Source organism: Stenotrophomonas sp. CCNWLW57 (assembly GCF_037203925.1).
Taxonomy (GTDB): Bacteria; Pseudomonadota; Gammaproteobacteria; order Xanthomonadales; family Xanthomonadaceae; genus Stenotrophomonas; species Stenotrophomonas rhizophila_A.
This window is the reverse complement of sequence record NZ_JBBCBJ010000001.1, coordinates 439,518-465,306: the sequence shown is the minus strand read 5'-3', so window position 1 is coordinate 465,306 and position 25,789 is coordinate 439,518. Positions and strand designations below refer to the sequence as shown.

Annotated in this window: 22 protein-coding genes; 19 read left to right on the top strand and 3 right to left on the bottom strand. The window is 67.3% G+C overall.

From position 1 onward, the window contains the following. The first annotated feature begins 51 nt into the window (after nucleotides 1–51). Complete coding sequence (locus V9K91_RS02015) at nucleotides 52–783, top strand: hypothetical protein (protein WP_068854051.1); 732 nt, start codon at nucleotides 52–54, stop codon at nucleotides 781–783. 274 nt (nucleotides 784–1,057) lie between these two features. Here the strand turns inward: V9K91_RS02015 and V9K91_RS02010 are convergent, their stop codons facing one another. After that, nucleotides 1,058–1,996: a carbohydrate kinase family protein gene (locus V9K91_RS02010; protein ID WP_068854050.1), complete on the bottom strand. Its 939-nt coding sequence runs from the start codon at nucleotides 1,994–1,996 to the stop codon at nucleotides 1,058–1,060. Nucleotides 1,997–2,270: 274 nt separating this feature from the next. On the opposite strand from V9K91_RS02010, the gene V9K91_RS02005 reads away from it, so the two are divergent. From V9K91_RS02005 to V9K91_RS01970, 8 genes are all read left to right on the top strand, one after another. Further along, the gene (locus V9K91_RS02005) at nucleotides 2,271–3,317 is read left to right on the top strand and encodes a rod shape-determining protein (protein WP_038686189.1); all 1,047 of its coding nucleotides are present in this window, start codon (nucleotides 2,271–2,273) and stop codon (nucleotides 3,315–3,317) included. 159 nt (nucleotides 3,318–3,476) lie between these two features. Next, nucleotides 3,477–4,481, top strand: coding sequence for a rod shape-determining protein MreC (mreC, locus tag V9K91_RS02000; RefSeq protein ID WP_210131082.1), 1,005 nt, complete (start codon nucleotides 3,477–3,479; stop codon nucleotides 4,479–4,481). Then, nucleotides 4,478–4,963, top strand: a complete 486-nt coding sequence (gene mreD, locus V9K91_RS01995) for a rod shape-determining protein MreD (protein WP_068854048.1) — start codon at nucleotides 4,478–4,480, stop codon at nucleotides 4,961–4,963. Before mreC ends, mreD begins: the two co-directional genes overlap by 4 nt. A gap of 1 nt (nucleotide 4,964) precedes the next feature. Then, the gene (gene mrdA, locus V9K91_RS01990; protein WP_093533961.1) at nucleotides 4,965–7,028 is read left to right on the top strand and encodes a penicillin-binding protein 2; all 2,064 of its coding nucleotides are present in this window, start codon (nucleotides 4,965–4,967) and stop codon (nucleotides 7,026–7,028) included. Beyond that, on the top strand, nucleotides 7,025–8,137 hold the full coding sequence (rodA, locus tag V9K91_RS01985; RefSeq protein ID WP_068854046.1) for a rod shape-determining protein RodA: 1,113 nt from the start codon (nucleotides 7,025–7,027) through the stop codon (nucleotides 8,135–8,137). The genes mrdA and rodA overlap by 4 nt, the downstream gene beginning before the upstream one ends. 527 nt (nucleotides 8,138–8,664) lie before the next feature. After that, complete coding sequence (mltB, locus tag V9K91_RS01980; protein WP_336442607.1) at nucleotides 8,665–9,807, top strand: lytic murein transglycosylase B; 1,143 nt, start codon at nucleotides 8,665–8,667, stop codon at nucleotides 9,805–9,807. Beyond that, on the top strand, nucleotides 9,804–11,051 hold the full coding sequence (locus V9K91_RS01975; RefSeq protein ID WP_336442606.1) for a septal ring lytic transglycosylase RlpA family protein: 1,248 nt from the start codon (nucleotides 9,804–9,806) through the stop codon (nucleotides 11,049–11,051). The genes mltB and V9K91_RS01975 overlap by 4 nt, the downstream gene beginning before the upstream one ends. A gap of 60 nt (nucleotides 11,052–11,111) precedes the next feature. Further along, nucleotides 11,112–12,329, top strand: a complete 1,218-nt coding sequence (locus tag V9K91_RS01970; RefSeq protein ID WP_095362969.1) for a D-alanyl-D-alanine carboxypeptidase family protein — start codon at nucleotides 11,112–11,114, stop codon at nucleotides 12,327–12,329. Between the two features lie 372 nt (nucleotides 12,330–12,701). Here the strand turns inward: V9K91_RS01970 and V9K91_RS01965 are convergent, their stop codons facing one another. After that, nucleotides 12,702–13,763, bottom strand: a complete 1,062-nt coding sequence (locus V9K91_RS01965) for a lipid A deacylase LpxR family protein (protein WP_068854042.1) — start codon at nucleotides 13,761–13,763, stop codon at nucleotides 12,702–12,704. A gap of 192 nt (nucleotides 13,764–13,955) precedes the next feature. Here V9K91_RS01965 and V9K91_RS01960 point away from each other — a divergent pair, with 192 nt between their 5' ends. The 7 genes from V9K91_RS01960 (at nucleotide 13,956) to gnd (ending at nucleotide 21,749) form a co-directional block, all read left to right on the top strand. Next, nucleotides 13,956–14,234, top strand: coding sequence for a DUF493 family protein (locus tag V9K91_RS01960; protein ID WP_068854041.1), 279 nt, complete (start codon nucleotides 13,956–13,958; stop codon nucleotides 14,232–14,234). Next, the gene (gene lipB / locus V9K91_RS01955) at nucleotides 14,222–14,929 is read left to right on the top strand and encodes a lipoyl(octanoyl) transferase LipB (RefSeq protein ID WP_210131080.1); all 708 of its coding nucleotides are present in this window, start codon (nucleotides 14,222–14,224) and stop codon (nucleotides 14,927–14,929) included. Before V9K91_RS01960 ends, lipB begins: the two co-directional genes overlap by 13 nt. A gap of 18 nt (nucleotides 14,930–14,947) precedes the next feature. Further along, a complete protein-coding gene (gene lipA / locus V9K91_RS01950) occupies nucleotides 14,948–15,958 on the top strand; it encodes a lipoyl synthase (RefSeq protein ID WP_068854039.1) in 1,011 nt (336 codons plus the stop codon). A gap of 607 nt (nucleotides 15,959–16,565) precedes the next feature. Beyond that, nucleotides 16,566–18,743 carry a carboxy terminal-processing peptidase gene (locus tag V9K91_RS01945; protein WP_184125654.1) on the top strand — a complete coding sequence of 726 codons (2,178 nt, stop codon included), beginning with the start codon at nucleotides 16,566–16,568 and terminating at the stop codon, nucleotides 18,741–18,743. Between the two features lie 116 nt (nucleotides 18,744–18,859). Then, the gene (locus tag V9K91_RS01940; protein ID WP_093533523.1) at nucleotides 18,860–19,570 is read left to right on the top strand and encodes a DUF2242 domain-containing protein; all 711 of its coding nucleotides are present in this window, start codon (nucleotides 18,860–18,862) and stop codon (nucleotides 19,568–19,570) included. Nucleotides 19,571–19,616: 46 nt separating this feature from the next. Beyond that, nucleotides 19,617–20,840: a hypothetical protein gene (locus V9K91_RS01935; protein ID WP_336442792.1), complete on the top strand. Its 1,224-nt coding sequence runs from the start codon at nucleotides 19,617–19,619 to the stop codon at nucleotides 20,838–20,840. A 3-nt stretch (nucleotides 20,841–20,843) separates the two neighbouring features. Continuing rightward, on the top strand, nucleotides 20,844–21,749 hold the full coding sequence (gene gnd, locus V9K91_RS01930; RefSeq protein ID WP_336442605.1) for a phosphogluconate dehydrogenase (NAD(+)-dependent, decarboxylating): 906 nt from the start codon (nucleotides 20,844–20,846) through the stop codon (nucleotides 21,747–21,749). A 2-nt stretch (nucleotides 21,750–21,751) separates the two neighbouring features. Here the strand turns inward: gnd and V9K91_RS01925 are convergent, their stop codons facing one another. Continuing rightward, the gene (locus tag V9K91_RS01925) at nucleotides 21,752–22,795 is read right to left on the bottom strand and encodes an oxidoreductase (protein ID WP_336442604.1); all 1,044 of its coding nucleotides are present in this window, start codon (nucleotides 22,793–22,795) and stop codon (nucleotides 21,752–21,754) included. Nucleotides 22,796–22,966: 171 nt separating this feature from the next. Here V9K91_RS01925 and V9K91_RS01920 point away from each other — a divergent pair, with 171 nt between their 5' ends. The 3 genes from V9K91_RS01920 (at nucleotide 22,967) to V9K91_RS01910 (ending at nucleotide 25,789) form a co-directional block, all read left to right on the top strand. Next, nucleotides 22,967–23,344, top strand: a complete 378-nt coding sequence (locus V9K91_RS01920) for a BON domain-containing protein (RefSeq protein WP_068854035.1) — start codon at nucleotides 22,967–22,969, stop codon at nucleotides 23,342–23,344. Between the two features lie 187 nt (nucleotides 23,345–23,531). Continuing rightward, nucleotides 23,532–25,352 (top strand): ATP-binding protein, encoded by a 1,821-nt coding sequence (locus V9K91_RS01915; protein WP_336442603.1) that lies wholly within the window; start codon nucleotides 23,532–23,534, stop codon nucleotides 25,350–25,352. Continuing rightward, complete coding sequence (locus V9K91_RS01910; protein ID WP_068854033.1) at nucleotides 25,349–25,789, top strand: response regulator; 441 nt, start codon at nucleotides 25,349–25,351, stop codon at nucleotides 25,787–25,789. Before V9K91_RS01915 ends, V9K91_RS01910 begins: the two co-directional genes overlap by 4 nt.

The window sequence follows — 25,789 nt, the reverse complement described above, 5'->3', positions numbered from 1 at the left end:
AAGTAGGCAGGTGACGCCTCTTGGCGTCCTCGCTGACACCTGGAGCCTGTAATGAAACGACTGATCCTTGCCGCGGCCTGTGCACTGGTCCTGGCTGCCTGCAGCAACCCGGAAGAAGAGCGCAAGGCGCAGGAAGCCGCGACCGCCGCCGCCAAAGCGCAGCAGGAAGAAAAGGCCGAAGGCGTGGCCAAGCAGTACGACATGGCTGTGGCCGGGCAGGACTGGGAGCGTGCACGCATCCATGGCGGTTCGCTGTTGGATCAGTACAAGGACACGGACGTCGCCGCGCGGATCGAACCCGGCTACGCCGAGGTCAAGGCCAAGGCCGAAACCGCGCGCGAACTGCGCCGCATGCAGGGCCTGTGGCAGTACAACCAGGTGCCGGTGGGCAGCAAGGGCAACCAGGTCTCGGCCTCGATCTACAGCAAGGAGCGGGTGGACGTGGACGGCAGCGGCCCGACGACGGTGCAGCTGATCTTCCGCGACCACCCCGAGTGGAAGCGCCACGCCTACCTGGTGCTCCAGGCCGGTGATTTCCGCTGCCCGCAGTGCACGGTGAAGGTGACGGTCGACGACGGCAAGCCGATCTCGATGGCCGCCTGGCGCCCCAAGACGGATGAGGCCATCGCCATGTTCATCACCGACCAGAAGGCGCTCTGGAAGCTGGCCCGCAAGGCCAGGTCCATCACCATCGAATTCCCGGTCAAGGCCGGCGGCACCCGCACCGCCGTATTCGAAACCGGCGGCGTAGACGCCAGCCGCATGCCCAACTGGTGGAATTAACCGAGCGGTGAGGCACCGCCTGGGCCGGCCAACGGCCGGCGCTACCGGTGTCCGGAGCCCATGGTTGATTCATCCCGATCCCAATGGGCACGTAGCAATTCGTAGGTCCGGCCGTTGGCCGGACGCCGCGCGTAGCGCGGCCCGAGCATCAGGAGGCGGAAGAATCACCGCCTCCGTATTCCGTCCAACGTTGACACGAACCGGAGCCGGGCGTCAGGCGTTCATGACCCTGGAACAATGCGCCGTAGGCCAACGGCCGGCGCCACCGGGCGAATCAAACGCCCAGCGCGTAACCGAATTGCTGTTTGAATTGCTCGTTGAATTCTTCGAACGTGAACCGCTGGTTCTGCGTGCCCGGATGCTCCACCTTCAGCGCGCCCATCAGGTTGCCCATGCGGCCGATGGTCAGCCAGTCGTAGCCCTTCTCGATGCCGTAGATCAGGCCGGCGCGGAAGGCGTCGCCACAGCCGGTCGGATCCACCACGCGGCGCTCGTGCGCCGGCGGGATGTCGTAGGTCTTTTCCGGGGTGTGGATGACCGCGCCCTTGGGGCCGCGGGTGGTGATGTAGGCCTTGACCCGGCTCACGATCTCCTTTTCGTCCCAGCCGGTGCGCTCCTGCAGCAGGTTGGACTCGTAGTCGTTGACCACCACGTAGTCGGCCTGCTCGATGAAGGTGCGCAGCTCCGGCCCGTTGAACAGCGGCATGGCCTGGCCCGGGTCGAAGATGAACGGCACGCCGGCTTCGAAGAACTCCTGCGAGTTCTGGATCATGCCCTCGCGGCCGTCCGGGCCGACCAGGCCCAGGGTCACGCCCGGCACGTCCTTCACATGGTTCTCGTAGGACCGCATCATCGCGCCCGGGTGGAAGGCGGTGATCTGGTTGTTGTCGTGGTCGGTGGTGATGAATGCCTGCGGGGTGAACAGCTCGTCGATCACCTTGATCCGGCTCAGGTCGATGCCCAAGCCCTGGAAATACTCGCGGTACGGGCCGAAGTCCGAGCCCACCGTGCCCATCGGGATCGGCTCGCCGCCCAGCAGGTGCAGGTTGTAGGCGATGTTGCCTGCGCAGCCGCCGAACTCGCGGCGCATGCGCGGCACCAGGAACGACACGTTCAGGATGTGCACCTTGTCCGGCAGGATGTGATTCTTGAACTGGTCCGGGAACACCATGATGGTGTCGAAGGCAAGAGAACCACAGATCAAAGCGGACATCGATTAAGGCCTATGCGGAAGGGGTTTGAGGCCCGGCAGGCGGGCAACGAAACGGCGCCCTGAGGCGCCCAATGGCGCAAAGGTTAACGGGTGCGGCGCCGCAGGGCCAGAACCCCGGCTGTCCGGATTGGGCTGAATGGCCGCCAAGGCTGGCGTTGACGGACATTTCTCCTTGCTCGCGCACAGGGGGATTGCTAGGCTTGTCGACCTCGAATTCTGCCCAATTTTTCGCCATCCCGCGTTGGGCGCGACACCCCTCAGGATCAACTCCCAGATGTTCAAGAAACTGCGTGGCATGTTCTCCAATGACCTGTCCATCGACCTGGGCACGGCCAATACCCTCATCTACGTGCGCGGGCAGGGGATCGTGCTGAACGAACCGTCGGTCGTGGCCGTGCGCCAGGACCGTGCCATCGGTGGCACCCGCTCGGTGGCCGCCGTCGGCGCCGAAGCCAAGCAGATGCTGGGCCGTACCCCGGGGCACATCACCACCATCCGCCCGATGAAGGATGGCGTCATCGCCGACTTCACCTACACCGAGGCGATGCTCAAGCACTTCATCAAGAAGGTGCACAAGTCGCGCTTCCTGCGCCCGAGCCCGCGCGTGCTGGTCTGCGTGCCGGCCGGTTCGACCCAGGTCGAGCGCCGCGCCATCAAGGAATCGGCCGAAGAAGCCGGTGCCCGTGACGTGTTCCTGATCGAAGAGCCGATGGCCGCCGCGATCGGCGCCGGCATGCCGGTCACCGAAGCCCGTGGCTCGATGGTCATCGACATCGGCGGCGGCACCACCGAAGTGGCCGTGATCTCGCTGAACGGCATCGTCTATTCGGCCTCGGTGCGCATCGGCGGCGACCGCTTCGACGAGTCGATCACCAACTACGTGCGCCGCAACCACGGCATGCTGATCGGTGAAGCCACCGCCGAGCGGATCAAGGTCGAGCTGGGCTGCGCCTACCCGCAGGCCGAGGTCATCGAGATGGAAATCTCCGGCAGGAATCTCGCCGAGGGCGTGCCGAAGATGATCAAGATCAACTCCAACGAAGTGCTCGAAGCGCTGCACGAACCGCTGTCGGGCATCGTCAGCGCGGTCAAGCTGGCGTTGGAGCAGACCCCGCCGGAACTGTGCGCCGACGTCGCCGAGCGCGGCATCGTGCTGACCGGTGGTGGCGCCCTGCTGCGCGACCTGGACCGCCTGATCTCCGAGGAAACCGGCCTGCACGTGCAGGTGGCCGACGACCCGCTCACCTGCGTGGCCCGCGGTGGCGGTCGTGCGCTGGAGCTGGTGGACATGCACGGCAACGAGTTCTTTGCGCCGGAGTAAGCCGTACCGGTCCTGTGTGTTGGACGCGCCCCTGCGGCGTGATGCCCGCTGCGTGCCTGCCACGCCGGGCATCGCAGCGCCGGGGCGTTGTCGCATCCCGGTGCCGCCGAACCTGGCGGCCCCGCGCTCCCTTTCCACCTTGTCCAGTCGAAGCCAGTCGTGCCGCCCTACGCCGGTCCTCCCGTAGCCTCCCGCCAGGGTGATGCCAGCAGCCCCCTGCGGCTGCTCGCCTACCTGGCCCTGGCCATCACCCTGATCGTGCTCGATGACCAGGCCGGCTGGCTGGCCCGCGCGCGTGCCCAGGCCAACGTGCTGGTGCAGCCGGTGTGGGCGCTGGCGGGCCTGCCGGGCCGGCTTGGTACCCAGGTCAAGGACAATGCGGCCAGCCACGGCCAGCTGGTCGATGAGAACCGCGAGCTGCGCAACCAGCTGCTGATCGCCAATGCGCGCCTGACCCGCCTGCAGACCGCCGCGCTGGACAACGCCCAGCTGCGCGAACTGCTCAACGTGGCCGAACGCAGCGGGCTGGACGTGCAGCTGGCCCCGATCCTGGACATCGACCTGGACCCGGTCCGGCAGCGCCTGGTGCTTGCCGCCGGCACCCGCGATGGCGTGCACATGGGGCAGGCGGTGATCGACGCCGGCGGCCTGATGGGGCAGGTGATCGCCACCACCGCCAGCAACGCCACCGTGCTGCTGCTCACCGATCCGGACCACGCGGTGCCGGTCACCGTGGCCCGCAACGGCGTGCGCCTGATCGTCTACGGCCGCGGCGACACCCTGGAACTGCGCGACATTCCGCTCAGCGCCGGGGTGGAAGTGGGCGACGAGATCGTCACCTCCGGGCTGGGCGGCCGTTTCCCGGCCGGCTTCCCCGTCGGCAGGATCACCGCCCTGCGCCCGGACGACACCCATGCCTTCCTGGTCGGCGAACTCAAGCCCGCCGCCCAGCTCGACCGCGGCCGCGACGTACTGCTGCTGAGGCCGGGCGCCGCGATCCGGATCCCGCCCAACCTCCAGCTTTCCGAAACCGCCGGCGGACCGGCAGCGCCTGCACCTGCGGCGGCAACCCCGGTAGCGCCGGCCGTTGGCCGGCCCACGGAAACCGCGCCACAACCGGCCCAACCCGCACCCCAGCCTTCCCCAACCGGGCCCACCCCATGAGCCGCCTGCGCGACAAACCCTGGGTGCTCCCGGTCAGCATCGTGCTGGCGCTGCTGCTCGGCCTGCTGCCGTTGCCGGTGCTGCTGCAGCCGCTGCGCCCGTACTGGCTGGCGCTGGTGCTGGCGTACTGGGTGATCGAGGCGCCGGACCGGGTCGGGCTGGGCGTGGCCTTCGCCTGCGGCGTGATCGCCGACCTGCTGTACGGCGGCGTGCTCGGCGAACAGGCGCTGCGGCTGGTGATGCTCACCTTCATCCTGCAGCGCTTCCGTGCGCGCATCCGCTTCTTCCCGATGTCCCAGCAGGTGCTGGCCATCGGGGGCCTGCTGTTCAACGACCGCATCGTCAGCGCCGTGGTCCACATCGCCGTGGGCGAACCGACCCTGCCGTGGTCGTACTGGTGGGCGCCGCTGCTGGGCATGGGGCTGTGGCCGCTGGTGTTCGTGCTGCTCGACGCCGTGCGCTTCGGGCGTCGCGGGCGCTGACATGTACGTGCGCCGCCAGGCCAAGAATCCGCGCGCCGAAGCCGAGCAGTTCCGGCGCCGCGCCGCGCTGGGCTTCCTCGGCGTGCTGGTCTGCCTGGTCGGGCTGGGTGGGTGGTACTTCAAGCTGCAGGTGCTGGACCACGACACCTACGCCACGCGTTCGGAAGCCAACCGCATCAAGCCGCGGCCGGTAGTGCCCGGGCGCGGCATGATCTATGACCGCAACGGGCGGCTGCTGGCCGAAAACGTGCCCGCGTTCCGACTGGACATCACCCCGGACAAGGTCAAGGACATGGACGCCACCCTGGCCGGGTTGGCAAAGATCCTGACGATCACGCCGGAAGACCTGGAAACGTTCAACAAGTCACGCAAGGCGCGTCGCAGCTTCCTGCCGGTGACGCTGAAGCTGCGGGTCACCGACGAGGAAATGGCGCGCTTTGCGGTCGACCGCTGGCGCTATCCCGGCGTGGAGCTGGAACCCTACCTGACCCGCCGCTATCCCTACGGCGATCTGTTCGCACACATCATCGGTTACGTCGGCCGGGTCGATGACAAGGACCTGGAAACGCTGGGCGAAGGTAATGCCGCGCTGACCCATATCGGCAAGTCCGGCCTGGAGCGCTATTACGAGCAGCAGCTGCGCGGCAAGGTCGGCTACGAGCAGGTTGAAACCAACGTGCAGGGCCGCGCCATCCGCACCATCGGCCGGGTCGCGGCACAGTCGGGCAACGACCTGCGCCTGTCCATCGATGCCGACCTGCAGCGCGCCATGGTGGCGGCCTTCGGCGATTTCGACGGCGCCGGCGTGGCGATGGATCCGCGCACCGGCGAAATCCTGGCCATGGTGAGCCTGCCGTCGTACGACCCCAACCTGTTCGTCAACGGCATCTCGCACGCCGATTTCAAGGCCCTCAACGACAACCCCTCGCGCCCGCAGTTCAACCGCCTGGTGCTTGGTGGCGTGGCACCGGGTTCGACCATCAAGCCGCTGATCGGCCTGGCCGGGTTGGACAGCGGGGTGCGCAAGCCCGAAGACAAGATCCTCTCCACCGGCATGTTCTACCTTCCGGGCACCTCGCGTGGCTGGGGCGATGCCAACCGTGGCGGCCACGGCTGGACCGACCTGCGCAAGTCGATCACCCAGTCGGTCAACACCTATTACTACAAGCTGGCGCTGGACCTGGGCATCGAGCGGTTCGACCACTACATGGGCTATTACGGCTTCGGCGAGCCTACCGGTATCGACCTCACCGGCGAGATCGGCGGCATCCTGCCTTCGCCGCAGAACAAGTACAAATCCCGCAAGGAACGCTGGTATCCCGGCGATACGGTCAACGTCAGCATCGGCCAGGGCGATTGGAAGGTCACCCCGCTGCAGCTGGTGCACGGCGTGGGCGGCATTGCCGACGGCCAGCTGCGCACCCCGCACCTGGTGATGCAGCAGCGCGAAAGCTTCGATTCGGACTGGGTGCCCACGCCGGCCGGCACGAGCAAGCCGGTCAGCCCGAGCCCGGGGAACCTGCAGGCCGTGCGCGAAGGCATGATGGGCACCATGCGCCCGGGCGGCAGCGGCGCGCGCGCGGCGGCCGGCGCGCCGTACACCATCGCCGGCAAGACCGGCACCGCGCAGGTGATCAGCCGCCGCGGCACCGCGGCGGTGAACCCCAAGAGCCTGCCGATGCACCTGCGCCACCGGTCGCTGTTCGTGGGCTTTGCGCCGGCCGAAAACCCGGTGATCGTGCTGGCCATTGCGGTCGAAGGCGGCGGCTACGGCGGCTCGGCGGCGGCGCCGATCGCGCGCAAGCTGTTCGATGCCTGGTTGCTGGGCAAGATGCCCGAGGGCATGGAGCCGCTGGACAGCCTGCGCGGCACCACCGCGATCGGCATCACCGCATTCGAGGGCGACAGCGCCGCGCGCGAAGCCGGCGATGCCGCCGCCGCCGTGCTGGAATCGCTGCCGGTGCTGGTCGGCCTGCCGGAACCGGTTCCCGCGCCTGCCCCCGTACCTGGCGCGCCACTGGCGCCGGCGGCCCAACCCCCCGCCCCGCCGGAGCGCAGCCGATGAAGGATTTCCTGCGCTGGGCCAGCGACATGGTCGTGCGCTTCAGCAGCACCCTGGACTGGGTGCTGTGCCTGGCGCTGGGCGCGTTGATGCTGATCGGCCTTGCCGTGCTCAAGAGCGCCGGCGGCGATTCGCTGGTGTTCGCCCAGGGCGCGCGCTTCGTGGTCGGGCTGGGCGCGATGTGGGCGATTTCGCGCATGCCGATCCTGCGCATCCGCTCGGCCACCCCGCTGATCTACGCGGTGTCGATGATCCCGCTGCTGGCCGTGTTCGTGCTCGGCACCGGCAAGTACGGCCGCCAGTGGCTGGACCTGAAGCTGTTCTACCTGCAGCCGGCCGAGCTGCTCAAGGTCAGCCTGCCGATGATGGTGGCCTGGTACCTGCACCGCATGCCGCTGCCGCCGCGCTTTTCCACGGTGATGGTCAGCGCGGTGATCATCGGGGTGCCGACCGGGCTGGTGATGCTGCAGCCGGACTTCGGTACCGGCGTGCTGATCGCCGCCAGCGGTGCGTTCGTGCTGCTGCTGGCCGGCCTGCCGTGGTGGTGGGTGGGCGTGGCCGTGGGTGGCGTCGCCGCCGCCGCACCCGTCGCCTGGATCTGGCTGCTGCGGCCCTACCAGAAAGACCGCATCATGATGTTCCTGGACCCGGAGATGGATGCGCTGGGCGCCGGGTGGAACATCATCCAGTCCAAGATCGCCATTGGTTCAGGCGGTTTCGATGGCAAGGGCTGGGGCCAGGGCTCGCAGTCGCACCTGAACTTCATTCCCGAGCAGACCACCGACTTCGCCTTCTCCGTGCTCAGCGAGGAGTTCGGCTGGATCGGCGTCGCGCTGGTGCTGTTCCTGTACCTGGTGGTGATCGGGCGCTGCCTGTGGATCGCCTCGCAGTCGCGCGATTCCTATTCCCGCCTGCTGGCCGGCGCCACCGGCCTGGCGTTCTTCGTCTACGTGCTGGTCAACGGCGGCATGATCTCCGGCCTGCTGCCGGTGGTGGGCGTGCCGATGCCGCTGATCAGCTATGGCGGCACCTCGGCGGTATCGCTGCTGGCCGGGTTCGGGCTGGTCATGGCCGCACGCAGCCACAACCCGGTGCACGGCGGCTACAGCTGACCGTCGCACGTCCTGTCCGGCGGCGACGGCATGTCGCCGCACCCATGCTCGCAGCTTATGTCTAGTCAAAAGATCGGCGGGAATTCGGCCGGTTTTGCGCAGATTCGGGTTTGGATCGTAGCGAATGTGCCGAATCCGGCATTGCCGGTGTAGAAGGCGTCAACGCGCTGACAGGAAAGTGAGATGTAGCGCACAAATATGAATGCGCTTGATCAGGATCAATGGACTTGTCGTAAACGGCCTGCACAATGGCGGCCCGCAAGCAGCTGCGCATCGAGCCAAGCGACGCGCAAGGCGCTGCGGGACGTAGTTGACCCAACGGGTACAGGGGGTGCGGCGTTGCGCTGGGGAGTAGCGCGTCGCACCAGTATCGACCGGGTCGGTAGCCCGGTTGCGCCCATGGGGATGGGGGCGCAGCCGGAGTACCTTTACACACGCTCTTAACGAACCCCCGAAACTTCGGGCAAATCGTTGGGATTCATGGTGTTAGGGGTTTTATTTCATCTTTGACCTGCTAACCTGCGGCGATGATTCGACGCACTTTGGCTTGCATGCTTACGCTCGGTTTGGTTGCCTGCGCGACCCAGCCGCACTCCCCGTCACCGCCGCCGCAGGCGTCAGGTGCGCCCAACAAGCCGGGAGTTGCCCACAAGGGGCCTGCCGAAGCCGCGCCGGAAGGGGCCGCCACCGCGCCGCCGGTTGACCTGACCCCAGTGCCGTTCGAGGTGGCACGCGCCAACTTCGTGCGTGATACCGCCGCCCGCTACGGCATCCCGGCTGCGCAGATCGAGGCCACGCTCGCCCAGGCGCAGGTGCGCGCTCCGATCATTGCCGCCATGTCGCGCCCGGCCGAGCGGGTCAAGCCGTGGAACGAATACCGGCCGATGTTCATCAGCCAGGCGCGGATCGACGGCGGCAGGAAGTTCCTGGCCCAGCACCGCGATGAGTTGATGCGCGTGCAGGAACGTACCGGGGTGCCGGCTGAAGTGATCGTGGCGATCATCGGCGTGGAAACCAGTTACGGCGCCAACACCGGCAGCTACCGCGTGCTCGATGCGCTGTACACGCTGGCCTTCAATTACCCGCGCAGCGGCGACCCGGCCAAGCTCGAACGCGAAGTGCGGCGCGAACTGTTCTTCCGCGATGAGCTGGCGCGCCTGTTCGCGCTGAGCCGCGACGAGAAGCTGGACATCCTGTCCATCAAGGGCAGCTATGCCGGCGCGATGGGCATGGGCCAGTTCATGCCGTCCAGCTACCTCGACTTCGCCGTGGACGGCAACGGTGATGGTCGCCGCGATCTGTTCACCAGCTACGACGACGTGTTCTCTTCCATCGCCAATTACTTCGTCAAGAAGGGCGGGTGGGTGCGCGGCGGCCCGGTTGCGGTGCCGGCCACGCTGGCGCCCGGCCGCGCGCCCTTCGATCCCACCGACTGGACCCCGACCTGGACGCTGTCCGACCTGGCCCAGCGCGGCTACCAGCCCGCGGCACCCGTCCCGTCCGGGCTGACGGCCACCCCGATCACGCTGGAGGGCAGCACCGGCAAGCAGTACTGGCTGGGCTTCCAGAACTACTACGCCATCACCCGTTACAACCTGTCCAAGATGTACGCGATGGCCGTGTACCAGTTGTCGCAGGCCATCGCCGGCCAGGAGCTGCCGCCGGCATGAACGCACGCGCGCGCTGCAGATGGGCGGTTCCCGGCCTGCTGATCCTGGCGCTGGCCGCCTGCAGCAGTGCGCCAAAAAAGCCGCCCAGCGCGAGCGGCACTACCGGCAAACCGTCGGGCGCGCTGGTGCAGGGGCAGGGCAAGGGCAAGGGCAGCCGCCCTGCGCATTGCCCTGAAGGCTCGCCGTACAAGGCCGCGTCGGAGGATCCCAGCACGCGCGGCGATTACCGCGCGGGCGGGCTGTACAAGCCGGGCGTCAACGACAGCACCCCGACCTACATTCCCGCCGTGGCCTGCATTCCCGAACCGGACGTGGTGGACCTGCCACGCTCGGCGATCGGCAACAAATCGCCATACGTGGTACTGGGCAAGAGTTACCAGGTACTGGACCGGCCCAAGGGCTATGCCGAGAAGGGCACGGCGTCTTACTACGGTGCCAAGTTCCATGGTCGGCTTACCTCCAACCGCGAGGTGTATGACATGTACGCCTTCACCGCCGCGCACAAGACCCTGCCTCTGCCGAGCTTTGCGCGGGTCACCAACCTGGACAACGGCGAATCGGTCATAGTGCGGGTCAATGACCGCGGCCCGTTCCACGACGGCCGGGTGATCGATCTCAGCTACGCCGCCGCCGTGCGCCTGGGCATCACCCAGCGCGGCACCGGCAACGTGGAAGTGCGCGCGCTGACCCCGGGCGAAGACAACCTGCTGGCCGACAAGCCCTCGCGCCGTGAGCGCCGTGCCGCGGAAGCGGCCGCGACCGTGGCGGCTGCAACGCCGCCGGCCACGGCGCGCCGCGCCAGCGACATGGACAAGCTGGTCGGCGCATTGCCGGCGCCTGCCGCGCGTCCGGCCGGCCCGGCCCAGCCGGCCGCGACCCAGGCGGCAACGCTGGAGACGGGCCCGGTCACGGTGAGCGCGCTGCCGGCGGCTGCGCCGGTGGCCGCCGCCGCCCGCCCCCTGCCTGCGCCCGTCGCGGCCGCCACACCCAGCCCCTCGTTGCAGCAGCAGGTCGGCAACGTGCTGCTGCAGGTAGCCAGCTTCGCGAGCCGCGAGAACGCCACCAAGGCCTTGGGTCAGCTGTCTTCGGCCGGCATCGTCGGCGCCAGCATCAGCGATATCGTCAGCGGCGGCCGCACCCTGTGGCGCCTGCGGGTGCCGGCGGCCGACCATGCCAGCGCCTCGGAACTTGCCGGCCGCATTGTCGGTCTGGGATTCGGGTCGCCGCAGATCGTGAAAGAGTAAACGACCTACAATGACCGTCCCCTGTAATTCCCTTGGCGCCCTCCTGGAGCTTGCTGTCCGATGAAATTCCGCTTTGCCGCTGCTGCCATGGCCACGACCCTGTTCGTGGGCATGGTCTCCGCCCAGACCCCCTTGCCGACCCCGGCCCCGGCACCCGCTCCTGCCGCCGCCGCCCCCGTTACCGTGGCCACCCCGCCGGCGCCCAAGCCCAGCGTGGCCAAGGCCTGGGTGCTGATGGATTACGCCACCGGCCAGGTGCTGGCCGGCGAGAACATCCATGAACAGCTGGCGCCGGCCAGCATCACCAAGGTGATGACCTCGTACGTGGTTGCCGCCGAAGTGAAGAACGGCAAGGTCCGTACCGACGACCAGGTGATGATGAGCGAGCGCGCCTGGCGCGAAGGTGGCGCCGGCACCGACGGCAGCTACAGCGGCTTCCCGGTCAACCAGACCGCGCGCCTGGAAGACATGGAAAAGGGCATGGCGATCCAGTCGGGCAATGACGCCGCCATCGCGCTGGCCGAACATGTGGCCGGCAGCGAAGAAGCCTTCGCCTCGCTGATGAACAGCTACGCTGCCAAGATCGGCATGAAGGACTCGCACTTCGTCAACGCCCACGGCCTGAGCGCCGAAGGCCATCGCACCACCGCCTACGACCTGGCGCTGCTGGGCCGTGCGTTCGTGCGCGACTACCCGGAAACCTACGCCTACAACAAGGTGAAGGAATTCACCGTGGGCAACATCACCCAGCCCAACCGCAACCTGCTGCTGTGGCGCGACCAGAGCGTGGACGGCATCAAGACCGGCCACACCTCCGAAGCGGGCTACTGCCTGATGAGCTCGGCCCAGCGTGGCGACCAGCGCCTGATCGCGGTGGTGCTGGGCGGTGCTTCGGAGAAGCAGCGCGCCGATGACAGCCTGGCGCTGCTCAACTGGGGCTTCCGCTTCTTCGAAACGCACCGCATGTACGAGCCGGGCAAGGCCGTGGCCGAACACAAGGTGTGGAAGGGCAAGGCCGATACGCTGCAGCTGGGCGTGGCCCAGCCGCTGCTGGTGAGCGTGCCGCGCGGCCGCTACAACGACCTCAAGCCGAGCATCGACGTGCCCAAGACCCTGGAAGCCCCGTTCACCGCGGGCCAGGCAGTGGGTACGCTGAAGGTGACCCTGGACGGCAAGGTGGTGGCGCAGGCTCCGCTGGTGGCGGTGGCTGCGGTGGAAGAAGCCGGCTTCTTCAAGCGCCTGTGGGACAGCTTCTGGATGTGGTGGGAATCGGAATAACGGTTCCGCCCGTATTCAATGAAAAAAAGACCGGCTCGCGCCGGTCTTTTTTTTGCGCAATGGGTCCGTAACGGTTCCTTGCTCTTGGTTGATTGATCCCGATCCGGGGACGTTACGTAACAATTCGTAGCCCCGGCCGTTGGCCGGAAACCCCGCGCAGCGCGGCCCAGGTATCCGGAGGCGGTTGCGCAACGATCGCGGTCAACGTCCCGGCGTTTACACGTTCCGAAGCCGCGCATCGGGCGGTCATGGCCCCGGAACGAAGAGCAGCCGGCCAACGGCCGGGGCTACGAATTCATACGTGCCCATCGGGATCCGGATCAATCAACCACGAGCCCGTCATCGTCACGGGCCCGTGGGGATTCCGGTCGCTCAGAGCGACCGGCTGATCGTAAAGCTGCCGTAGATCGGCGACTGGTCCTGCAGGTCGAACTCGCGGGTGCTGTGGTAGCGGGCGAGGGCGAACTTCCAGCGGTTGTACATCACCGCCAGGCCGTAGCCGCCCTGGGCCACCCAGTTGCGCTTGTCCACGCTGTGGCTGTTGCGGAAGGTGTTGCCGTCCAGGGTGATGTCCCGGATCACCCAGGCCGCATCGCTGGTGGCGAACAGATGGAACGACCACCCGGTGGGCTTACCGCCGCGGGTCGGCGCGGTGTTTTCGCCGGCCGGGCGCAGCGGGGTGCTGCCGAAATCGTCCGGCAGCTTCCAGCCGAAGCGGACTTCGCCGCCGGCATTGAGGTGGGTGGCGAGGTTGCCGACCGCACCGCCGTAGTGGCTGATCGCATCCCAGCCCCAGCCGGCCAGGTTGTCCTCGGCATCGCCCCAGCGGTGCATGCGCTCGTGGGTGAGCATGAACACCGGTTCGTTGTGCAGCTGGTTGTCCCAGCCCTGGAATTTCTCATCGCCCAGCGCGTCATGCACGGCGTCCTGCACTTCCTTGCCCAGCGCCCACGGCCCGACCACGCCGAGCGCGAGCTGGGTGGTCTGCAGGCGGTCGCCGCGCCGTGCGTTGTAGCCGAAGCTGCCGATCAGCACGCCGGCATACGGCCGATCGTCCTCGATCACATCGCGGCGGGTGAAGTCCTTGGGGGTGTAGATCTGCTGGGCGAAGCTGAAGATCATGTTCTGCTGCTCGAACTCGCCGGGGGCCAGGCGTTCGAGGTGGCGGTTGACCCAGCGGGCAAGCTTCGGCAGGCACGGATCGTCGGTGTAATCGACCAGGTTGGGCGAGACGAAGGTGATCTGCGCCCCGTTGGTGTAGCCCTGGTCCTGGTCGGCGCCGCCAAAGAGATCGTTGTCGACGCGGAAGTTGACCTGCGGCGGGTGCTCGCGCATGGCGTCGGGCCCGCATTGTTCGGCTGCCTGTACCGCAGGCGCGGCTGCTGCAAGAACACCGGCAAGTGCGGCCGGTAACGCGAATCGCTTCAGAAGCATAAGATTCCCGCGGATGGTTTATTCATTTTTAAGCGGGAGCAGGGTATTCACGGCGTGATGCCGTGACCAGCACCGCGCACGCACTGGTGCGTCTTGTTCGTGAAGGCCGATCTTCACGCAACGTTCGGCGCAGCTGTGCGCACGATCATGCAGGTCTTGGGTTCAGACGCTTCCGTCCCCATAATCGCGGTCATGGAAATCAAGTCTGACAATCCCGAACACGGCTTCCAGTTCCCCGGTCAATTCGAGCTCAGCGCCATGGGCGCCGCGAACATCGGTCTGGAGCACGAACTTCCGCAGCTGCTGCATCTGGCCGGCATCCAGGTGCTCAAAGAGCGCATCACCTGGAAGACCTCGTCCAACGGCAAATACGTGTCCGTGAAGCTGGTCTTCATGGCCGAAAGCCGCGAGCAGCTGGACCTTGCCCACACCGCGCTGCGCGACCACCCGGAAGTGAAGTGGACGCTGTAACCAGCTGCGAAACCACCGCTGCACCGGGCCAGCGCCCGGCGCAGCCGGCGATCGTGCGCGACCTGGGCCGCCAGCCCTATGCGCCGGTCTGGCATGCAATGCAGCGTTTCACTGATGCACGTACCGACGACACCCCGGACGAGCTGTGGGTGGTCGAGCACGATCCGGTGTTCACCCTGGGCCAGGCCGGCAAGGACGAACACGTGCTGGCCGCCGGCGATATCCCGGTGCTGCACGTGGACCGCGGCGGCCAGGTGACTTACCACGGGCCGGGCCAGATCGTGGTCTACCCGCTGCTGCAGCTGCGCCGGCTGGGGATCGGGGTGCGCGATTACGTGTGCCGGATCGAGCAGGCGATCATCGACACGCTGGACGAATGGAATATCGGGGCTGAACGGCTGGACGGCGCGCCGGGGGTCTACGTGGGCGGGGCCAAGGTGGCCGCGCTGGGCATCCGGGTCCGCCGTGGCTGCACCTTCCACGGGCTGGCCTTCAACGTGGCGATGGACCTGGAGCCGTTCCACCGCATCAATCCCTGCGGCTACCAAGGGCTGCAGGTCACCTCGATGGTAGACTTGGGGGGACCGTCCGGCATGGCGGCCGTCAAGCCGGTACTGCTGGGCCATCTGGCCCGCCAGTTCGGGTTGGACCTCCAGCCTGCCACGGACCTGCCCGATCTGACTGACGCGGCCTGAGCGCCGCCGACCAAGGCCATGACTGAAACCACCGCTCGCATCATTCCCCTGCAGGTCGTGCAGGGCGACACGCCGTCCGCCGCGCCGTTGCAGGCCGGGGTCAAACAGCTGGGCGGTGACAAGATCGGCCGCTCGCCGGTGCAGTTCGCCGACGCACCGGTGCTGCGCAAGCCGTCGTGGATCCGGGTCCGGATTCCGTCGGGCAACGCGGTGCAGACGCTGAAGGCCAAGCTGCGCGAGAACCGCCTGGTGACGGTCTGCGAGGAAGCCAGCTGCCCGAACATCCACGAGTGCTTCAGCCACGGCACGGCAACGTTCATGATCCTGGGCGAGGTCTGCACGCGGCGCTGCTCGTTCTGCGACGTGGCCCACGGCCGACCGAAGCCGCCGGACGCGGGTGAACCGGCCAGCCTGGCCCAGACCGTGGCGGACATGGGCCTGAAGTACGTGGTGGTGACCAGCGTGGACCGCGATGACCTGCGCGACGGCGGTGCCCAGCACTTCGCCGACTGCATCGGGGCGATCCGCGCCAAGTCGCCGAACACCCGCATCGAAGTGCTCACGCCGGACTTCCGCGGCAAGGGCCGCATGGAGCGGGCGCTGGACATCCTGGCGACCAACCCGCCGGATGTGTTCAACCACAACATCGAAACCGTGCCGGACCTGTACCGCAACGTACGCCCGGGTGCGGATTACCAGTGGTCGCTGACGCTTCTCAAGAACTTCAAGGCTCAGCACCCGTCGATCGCGACCAAGTCCGGCATCATGCTGGGCCTGGGCGAGGACATGGACCAGGTGCGGGCAACCATGCGCGACCTGCGCGCGCACGACGTGGACATGATCACCATCGGCCAGTACCTGCAGCCGACCGCACACCACCACCCGGTGCTGCGTTACTGGACGCCCGAGGAATACAAGGAACTGGAAGTCTACGGCTACGAGCTGGGCTTCAGCCACGTGGCCTCCGGCCCGATGGTGCGGTCTTCGTACCACGCCGATGTGCAGGCAAAGGGCGCTGGCGTCGCCTGAGCCCTGGTTCTTCTCCCGTCTGATTGGAGCGCGCGCTCCGATCAGACGCGGCTGCCGGTGAATCGAGCGCCGGGCCGCCATGCCCTTTCCGGCGAATGTCCCCCGGCGTCGGCCTGTGGCCGACACCTCCTCCTTTAATTCGCCTCCAAGGGCATGGCGACCCGGCACTCGACCCACCGGCGTTGGCCCCCTGGCTCCTGCTTCTCCAGTGCGAACCGCAAGCCGAGCCCCGTCGCGGCCGGCAGGCTCCTGGCAAAGTAAAGGAGGAGGCCGTCGCCGCAGGGCGACCGCCGGGGGACATTTGCACAGGGGCCTGCCGGCCGCGGCGGGGCCCTCAACGCTCGCGATGGACCTGATCGAAGACCGTGAAGCTGCTCCGGCCTGAATGCCTGCCGACCGCCGAAAGGGCCAGGCCGCCGCTCGGTTTCGCGCGTAAACCCCGTTCCCAGCAGCAATTCCGCGTCATTCACAATTTGATACAGCCCCGCGTTTAGGCTGGAAATCCGCGTTCTGACGCGGTGGATGACAAACCCCGCAACTTTCGGCACTGTCGTGTGGTCTGATCCGCACGCAGTCTCCCCGTTGGCAAGGTGCCATGAGCAAGTCGATGAAATTCAAAGCCCCCGCATTCCTGATGGCCCTGGCGCTGACCGCGCCGCTGGCGCTGGCTGCCTATGCCGATTCGCCGGCCCTGCCGTCGGCGGCCACGGCCGACCAGGTGACGACCTCCAAGCTGGTGTACGGGCTGCTGTCGGACAGCCGCTATGCGTACCGGCCGCGCGCGCTGGATGCGGCGACCTCCAAGGACGTGTTCAAGCGTTACCTGGAATCGCTCGACGGCAGCAAGCAGTTCTTCACCCAGGCGGACATCACCAGGTTCGCCCCGTTCGAATCGAATATTTCGTCGGCCATCCGCGGCGGCGAGCTGGAGCCGGCGTTCCAGGTGTTTGCGGTCTACAAACAGCGGGTGGGCGAGCGCGTGGGTTACGCGCGCAAGCTGCTCAAGCAGGATTTCGATTTCAGCAGCGATGAGCGCTTCGAGTACGACCGCAAGGACGTGCCGTGGGCCGCCAGCAGCGCCGAACTCGATGACCTGTGGCGCAAGTCGGTGAAGAATGACTGGCTGCGCCTGAAGCTGGCCGGCAAGCAGCCGGCCGACATCCGCAAGACGCTGGACAAGCGCTATGCGCAGCTGGAGAAGTCGGTCAATGAGCTGAAGGGCGAGGACGTGTTCCAGTTCTTCCTCAACTCCTATACCAGCGCCGTTGATCCGCACACCGATTACTTCACCCCGCGCACGGCCGAGAACTTCAACCAGGCCATGTCGCTCTCGCTGGAAGGCATCGGCGCGCAGCTGCAGCGCCAGGACGACATGGTGGTGATCCGCGAGATCATCGCCGGTGGGCCGGCCTCGGTGAACGGCACGCTCAAGCCCGGTGACCGCATCGTGGGCGTGGGCCAGGGCAAGTCCGGTCCGGTCGAGGATGTGATCGGCTGGCGCATTGACGACGTGGTGGCCAAGATCCGCGGCAAGAAGGACACCCAGGTGCGGCTGGAATTCATTCCGGCTGAAGAGGGCGTGGACGGCAAGCCGCACATGCTGGTGCTGACCCGGCAGAAGGTGCGCCTGGCCGAACAGGCCGCCAAGGGTGAAACGCTGACCATCCCGGCCAAGGATGGGGCGCCGGCGCGCAAGGTGGGCGTGATCAAGCTGCCGACCTTCTATCAGGACTTCGAAGGCCGCCGCCGCAACGCGACCGATTACGCCTCGGCCACGCGCGATGTGGCCAAGCTGCTGGCCGGCTTCAAGAACGACAAGCTCGATGGCGTGGTGCTGGACCTGCGCAACAATGGTGGCGGTTCGCTGGATGAAGCCATCGAGCTGACCGGCCTGTTCATCGAACAGGGCCCGGTGGTGCAGGTGCGCGAATCCGGTGGCCGCGTCACGGTCAACAACGACCGCAGCGAAGCGGTGGCATGGGACGGCCCGCTGGCCGTGCTGATCAACCGCGGTTCGGCCTCGGCATCGGAAATCTTCGCCGGTGCCATCCAGGATTACGGCCGTGGGCTGGTCATTGGTGAAACCACCTTCGGCAAGGGCACCGTGCAGAACATCGTGGACCTGGACCGCTGGCCCAGTGGCGAAGCCCAGCGCTTCGGCCAGGTGAAGCTGACCATCGCGCAGTTCTTCCGCGTCAGCGGCAGCAGCACCCAGCACAAGGGCGTGGTGCCGGACCTGGCCTTCCCGGCCAGCGTGGATGCCAGCGAGTACGGCGAAAGCACTTACGACAACGCGCTGCCTTGGACCCGCATCGCCGCCGTGCCGCACACCCAGTACGGCAACTTCGGCCCGCTGCTGCCCAAGTTGGAAACCCTGCATGCCTCGCGCATTGCCTCCGACAAGGAGTTCCAGTGGTGGAACGAGGACGTGGAGCAGTTCCGCACCGAAGCGGCCAAAAAGTACATCTCGCTCAACGAGGCCGAGCGCCGCACCGAGCGTGAGCGCCAGGAAACCCAGCGCAAGCAGCGCCAGGCCACCCGCAAGGAACTGGGCCTGGACCTGGACCCGCTGGCCGATGACAGCAACGATGATGGCCTGACCGGCAACGAGCGCGACATCGTCAAGGATGCTGCCCGCGAGAAGGCCGCCGAGAAGCGCCCGGACCCGCTGCTGCGCGAGTCCGCCGCTATCCTGGCCGACGCGGTGAACCTGCTGGCCGAAGACCGCCCGTTGTCGGCGCAGGTGCTGCCGCAGTCGACCGCCGCAGGCCGCTGGGCCGATTGATCGGGTGAATCAAGTGAAAACGAGGGGCCGGCGGAAACGCCGGCCCTTTGCTTTTAGACCCCACGCATACGCCGCCGGGCCTATGCTTGCGCAATCATCCTCCTGCAGGAGCGCCCATGCGGCTGTCCCATGCACTCCCGGCCGGCCTGCTGGCCCTTGGCCTGTCCGCCTGCGGCGGCAAGGCCGCCGACAGCACGCTGCTGCGCGAATCCTTCGATTCGGGCGACACCTACTCGCGTACCGTTCCCGGCACGCCGGCGCAGGCCTGCGAAGCCGCGCGACGTACCCTGCTCAGCCAAGGCTATGCGATCGCCCGTGCCGACGCCGACGCGGTGGAAGCGAACAAGAACTTCCAGCCGACCGAGGACTCGCACGAGCAGCTGGTGCTGCGCATTTCCTGCGCCGCGCGGGGCGACGAAGCACTGGTGTTCGTCAGTGCCGTGCAGGACCGCTATGCGCTGAAGAAGAGCCCCACCTCGGCCAGTGTGGGCGTGGGCGCGCTGGGCTCGGTGTCGCTGCCGTTCGGCAGCAACGACGACTCGCTGGTGAAGGTGGCCAGCAGCACCGTGCAGGACGGCGACTTCTACCGCCGCTTCTTCACCCGCCTGCAGCAGTACCTGCCGGCGGCCAAGGCCAGCACCCCGGAGCCGGCAGCCGCGCCGGTTCCGCCGGCCCCGGCGCCGCCGGTAACGCCGGTTCCCGAGCCTGCGCGTGCGCCGGCGGATGCGCCGGCGGCGATGGCGCCGCCTCCGCCCCCGACGCCAGAGCCGGCCCCGGTCGCTGATACCCCGGTCGCCGATACGCCGATTCCGACCCCGACTCCCTGACAGGGCGCGGAGCATGCCGCGCGCTGCAGGCGTCCTGTTGGCGGTGATGTTGGGCCTGCTGCCGACCGCCGAAGGCCGGGCCAACCCGCACAGCTGTGTGCAGGTACTGTTGGAACGCCTGGGATGGCAGCTGAAGGACGCTGACATCGCCACGCCGCGCGTGCACGGCGGCCCGGTCTGCGAACGCGCCGACCTTCGCCACGCCCAGGCGGAAGGCGATCTGCGCGTGCAGCTGCCGCGCGGCTGGACCACCGGGCAACGCGAGGATTTCCTGCGCACCCTGCTTGAGGAACCGGCCACGGTCTGCGCCTATGCCTTCGAACTGGGCAAGGCCACCCGCCGGGCCTCCACGAGCCTGCAGAACAACCCCGGTTACCGGTTCTCGGCGCTGCAGCTGGGCTGGATCGGGTTCGGTGCAGCGGGCGCGCGGGCGCAGGGCTGGGAAGGCTTCCGCAGTTTCGGTCGCGGCTACCAGCCGCATGGGTCCAACAGCGCGGCCCTGCAGACCTTCTACGACGGCCGGGTGCGCAGTGAATGCGAGGTGGGCCGGCAGGTGGCGCAGCTGGCCACCCAGCGCGAGCTGTATGGCGATGCCGCGTTCGATGCGGCGTTCACCCCGGGCGAACTGTCGATCGGCACCTTCCTGACCCTGCACGACACCGACAGCATCCTGCTGGGGCATCACGCCGGCGACTTCTTCGCCGATGGCAAGGCCGTGCGCACCTCGCAGCGCGGCCGCCAGGCGTTCGTGGGCGCCCCCGGCTTCATCGAACATGTGTTCGATCCAGTGTACCTGGACGACATCAACAACCAGGCCGAGAACTTCGTGATCGTCGACGTCGGCCCGGGTGCGGCCGAGGCGTTGCGCGAGCACGGCGGCTTCGCCCATTACGACCGCACCAACCGCCGCATCTGGGAGCTGGCCAGCCGCATGCCCGGGCCCGGGCTGCGACGCTTCGAGCGCCTGCTGTTCGAGCGCGACCCGGCCCTGCGTGCGGCGCTGCCGGCCAGCCAGCAGCCGCTGCTGGCTGAACTGGACGCGCTGCTGGACGATCCGTTCTACCGGGAGTTCGTGATTTATGTGCACCCACGCGGTATACGTCCCGTGGGCTATCACATCGCACGCCTGCTCGACCGCAATCCGCGCACGCCGTTCGCGTTCGAGCTGGGCCTGCACAACCTGCATACCACGCTGTACCACCGCTGGATCCAGTCACGGCTCCAGCAGTGCGCGGCAGCGTCGACACATTCGCAACCCGAGCAAAGGTGAGTCATGGAAATTGCAATGATTGGACTGGGGCGCATGGGCGCCAACATGGCCGAGCGGCTGCACCGCGGCGGTCACCGCGTGATCGGCGTGGACCCCGGTGAAGCGGCCCGGACCAGTGCCGCCGCGCGCGGCTTCGACGTGAGTGCAACGGCGGCCGAAGCGCTGGCGAAGCTGTCGGTGCCGCGCGTGGTCTGGCTGATGGTGCCCGCCGGTGAGGTGGTCGACCAGACCCTGGCGTCGCTGTCGCCGCACCTGTCCGAAGGTGACGTGGTGATCGACGGCGGCAACTCGTATTACAAGGATTCGATGCGCCGCGCCACGCAGCTGCTGGAAGAAGACGTGACCTACCTCGACTGCGGCACCAGCGGCGGGGTGTGGGGCCTGCAGGAAGGCTACAGCCTGATGATCGGTGGCGATGCGGCGGCCGTCGAGCGCGTCGGTGCGATCTTCCGCACCCTGGCCCCGGCCGAGGATCGCGGCTGGGTCCACGCGGGGCCGAGCGGAGCCGGGCACTTCTGCAAGATGGTCCACAACGGCATCGAGTACGGAATGATGCAGGCCTATGCCGAAGGCTTCGCGCTGATGCAGCGCAAGACCGAATTCAACCTTGACCTGGGCCAGGTCGCGGCGGCCTGGCAGCACGGCAGCGTGGTGCGGTCCTGGCTGCTGGACCTGAGTGCCGACGCCTTGTCCCGCAACCCGCAGCTGGACGGTATCGCGCCGTTCGTGCCCGATTCCGGCGAAGGCCGCTGGACGGTGGCTGAAGCGATCGACCTGGACGTCTCCGCCCCGGTGATCACCCTGTCGCTGCTGGAGCGGCTGCGCTCACGCGAAAAGAATTCCTTCAGCGACCGCATGCTCTCCGCACTGCGCAACCAGTTCGGCGGCCACGCGATGGTCAAGGAATAACCTTACCGAAGATCCACGCGCCGGCCGCTGCCGGCGCTTTCGCGGCCTGCTTCCAGCAGCCGCATCAGTTGCAATGCTTCTTCAGTACTGACTGGCGCTTCGCCCTCGCCGAGCATCGCATCGCGGAACGCGGCGTAGAACCGGCGATAGTCGCCGACGGCATTGTCCACGGTCTGCCGATGTACCTTTCCTTCGGCATCCACCTGCACCAGCAGCCCATGCTGCGGATCCAGGCCCCAGCCCGGCGCGCCGGGGGCGATGCCCTGGCGCAGCTGGTCTTCCTGCACATCCAGGCCTTCCTTGAGGTAGCTGCCGGTGCTGCCGTGCACGGCAAACCGTGGCGCCGACGCGGCCACCAGTGAACCGGCGTGCACGATCGCGCGCATCTCGGGGTAATGCAGCACCGCATGGAAATAATCATCACTGCGCGCGCCGTCGCGCTGCGCGGTGATGTCGGCACTGATCGCTTCGGGCCAGCCGAACAGCTGCAGCATCTGGTCCAGCAGGTGCGGGCCCAAATCCATCCACAATCCGCTGCCGGGTGCATCGCTCTCGCGCCAGCGATCGCGCACCTGCGGGCGGAAGCGGTCAAAGTGCGAATGGCATTCGGCAACGCGGCCCAGCGTACCGGACGCCAGCACACTGCGCAGGCTGAGGAAGTCGGCATCGCAGCGGCGGTTCTGGAACACGCACACCACGCGCTCCGCGTCGCGCGCGGCATCCACCACCGCCACCGCTTCGGCCGCGCTCAACGCAAACGGTTTGTCGACCAGCACGTGCTTGCCTGCACGCAATGCCGCCAGCGCGAGGGGGGCGTGCTGTTCATTGGGCGTCGCGATCACCACCGCGTCCACCGCCGGGTCGGCCAGAAGAGGCGCCACATCCGCGTGGATGTGCACATCGGTGAAGCTGCGCAGCAGCCGCTCGCGCTGCGAACTGACGATGCTGTGCAGCGCCAGGCCCGGCGTGTGCTGGATCAGCGGCGCATGGAAAACGCTTCCAGCCAGCCCGTATCCGATCAATCCCACTTGTGCGATCGTCGCCATGTGCGTACCTGCCGTGTTGCCTTGGATAAGAATAATTGCAAATGATGCAGTGCGGGAAACCTGAACTGTTGGGATTGAACCTGACCGGTTCACGGCAACGTGATCTTGCAGCGACGTGCTGTCCACGCATCGCAGCCGACACTGGGCCCACTAACCAGGGAGACACCGCACATGACCAACACTACCCGTAATCTGCTTGCTGCTTCGCTCGCTTTCGGCATGCTGCTGGGCACCTCGGCGGCAATGGCCAAGGATCCGCCGAAGACCACCGACAAGACTGCCATGACCCACGCCGATACGCATGAGTCGTCCGAGCCGGCCTCCGATACCTGGATCACCACCAAGGTGAAGAGCGAGCTGCTCACCACCAAGAATGTGTCCGGCACCGAAGTAAAGGTCGAGACGGTCAACGGCGTGGTTTCGCTGTCGGGTACCGTGGACTCCAAGGCCGAGCACGACAAAGCCATTGCCAAGGCCAAGGCCGTCAAGGGCGTCACCAAGGTGGATGCCAGCGCGCTGACGGTTGCATCGGCCGCTGCCAAGCGCTGATCCGCTGCTGTCATGAACATGGGGCGCGCCTTCGGGCGCGCCTTTTTTTTGCGCGGATCGCCTGTCCGGTCCTCCCGCGTATTCACGTTGGTGTGGAGTATATTCAGGACGTCGCCCCTCTCGGCGCACCTCCTGGACGGGGGCGCACCGTGCGGGGAAAGGGGAACATGCAGGCTGACGAGGGGCTATGGCACTGGTTTTCAGTGATGAACTCTGGGATCGCTGGCGGTTGCCGGCCCTCGGGCTGGCGGCTGTCGCCATCATCGTGGTGCCATGGCTGACGCTGCGCAAACTTTCCGGGGAGAACCTCGACGCGATGCGCTGGGTGGCCCACACCCAGGACGTCGGCGTGGCGGTGTACCAGTTGCAGGCCGATGTGCGCGACGTGGAGTCCGCTGCATTGACCATGTCGCGGGGCATCGATGCCCCCGGCCTGCGCGAGCGGCTGGGCCAGGCGCGCTTCATCCCGCAGCGGCTGGCGCGACTGACCGAACTGACCCGCGACAACCCCGAGCAGCTGGTGCGCATCGGCCGCATCCAGTCGTTGCTGGAGCGGCGCATGGAAGTGGCCCGCGACCTGGCCAGCGCGGGGCCGGAAGACGACCAGCGACGGCTGGTCCAGGATCTCACCACGCGCTACCCGATCCGCGGCCTCATCGAGGAACTGCAGAACCGCGAGGAGGCGCTGCTGCGCGAACGCTCGGCCCAGTTCGCCCAGCAGCAGCGGCAGGGCGAACTGGTGTCATGGACCGCACTGGTGGTGCAGCTGCTGCTGCTCGGGCTGGTGCTGTGGCTGCTGCACCGGCAGATGCTGCACCGCGCCCATGCAGAGCGTGCCAGCCGGCGCGCTTCGGCGCGCGCCGCCTCCGTGCTGCATACCGTGCGCGAGCCGATCGTGCTGCTTGACCGCGAACTCAGGGTCCAGCTGCACAACCCGGCGTTCGCCGAGTTGTATGGCCTGGACGACGACGGGACCACCGACGGCCGTGCGCTCGACAGCGTCGGCGGGGGCGCCTGGAGCGACCCGGCCGTGCGCCAGCGGTTGATGGACGTGCTGCTGCGCGGCCGCGAACTGTGGGATTTCGAGCACGAACAGCGCACCGACGACGACCAGGTGCGCACCATGCTGATCAACGCCCGCCGCATGCCGTTGCCGGACCGCGACGACGAAGTGGTGCTGATGACGATCACCGATGTCACCGTGCAGCGCGCAGTGCAGCAGCGCGTGGAAGAACTGAACCGCCAGTTGGAAGGCAAGGTGGAGCAGGTGTCGGAGGTCAACCGCGAACTGGAGGCCTTCAGCTACTCGGTGTCGCACGACCTGCGCGCGCCGCTGCGTCACGTGGCCGGCTTCTCGGACAAGCTGGCGCGCCACCTGGGCGAAAGCGTAGACGAGAGATCGCGGCATTACCTTGACGTCATCGCCGGCTCGGCGCGGCGGATGGCGACACTGATCGACGACCTTCTAGTGTATTCGCGGCTCGGCCGGGCGGCGATGCGCCTGCAGGCGGTGGACATGCAGTCGCTGGTGGCCGATACCCGCGCACTACTCGATGCCAATGTGCTGAGCGATAGCGAAGCCACCGGCGTGGCGCGGCGCATCGAATGGAAGATCGCCCCGCTGCCGATCCTCGTGTCCGACGACAACATGATGCGGCAGCTCTGGTTGAACCTGCTGGGCAACGCGGTGAAGTATTCGGCCAACGCGCACCCGGCGCGGATCGAGGTGGATTACGCGCGGCAGCCCGACGGCAGCCATCTGTTCAGCGTGCGCGACAACGGTGCCGGCTTCGATATGGCCTATGCCAGCAAGCTGTTCGGCGTATTCCAGCGCCTGCACAAGGCCAGCGACTACCCCGGCACCGGCATCGGACTGGCCAGCGTGCGCCGCGTACTCACCCGCCATGGTGGCCGGATCTGGGCCGAAGCGGCGCTGGACCAGGGCGCCACCTTCCATTTCCTGCTGCCTCCCTCTCTCGACGCACTCAACAAGGGCCCTGCCGCATGACCGTTCTCCGTACCATCCTGCTTGCCGAGGACAGCCCCGCCGACGCCGAAATGGCCATCGATGCGCTGAAGGAAGCGCGCCTGGCCAACCCCATCGTGCACGTCGAAGACGGCGTGGAAGCGATGGACTACCTGCTGCGCCGCGGCGCCTTCGCACACCGCGAGGAAGGGCTGCCGGCGGTGCTGCTGCTGGATATCAAGATGCCGCGCATGGACGGGCTGGAAGTGTTGCGCCAGATCCGCAATGCGGAGGAGCTCAAGCGCCTGCCGGTGGTGATCCTGTCGTCCTCGCGCGAAGAGAGCGACCTGGCCCGCAGCTGGGACCTGGGCGTCAATGCCTACGTGGTCAAGCCGGTGGACGTAGACCAGTTTTTCGGTGCGGTGCAGACGCTCGGCAAGTTCTGGGCGCTCATCAACCAGGCCCCGGAGGTCGAATAA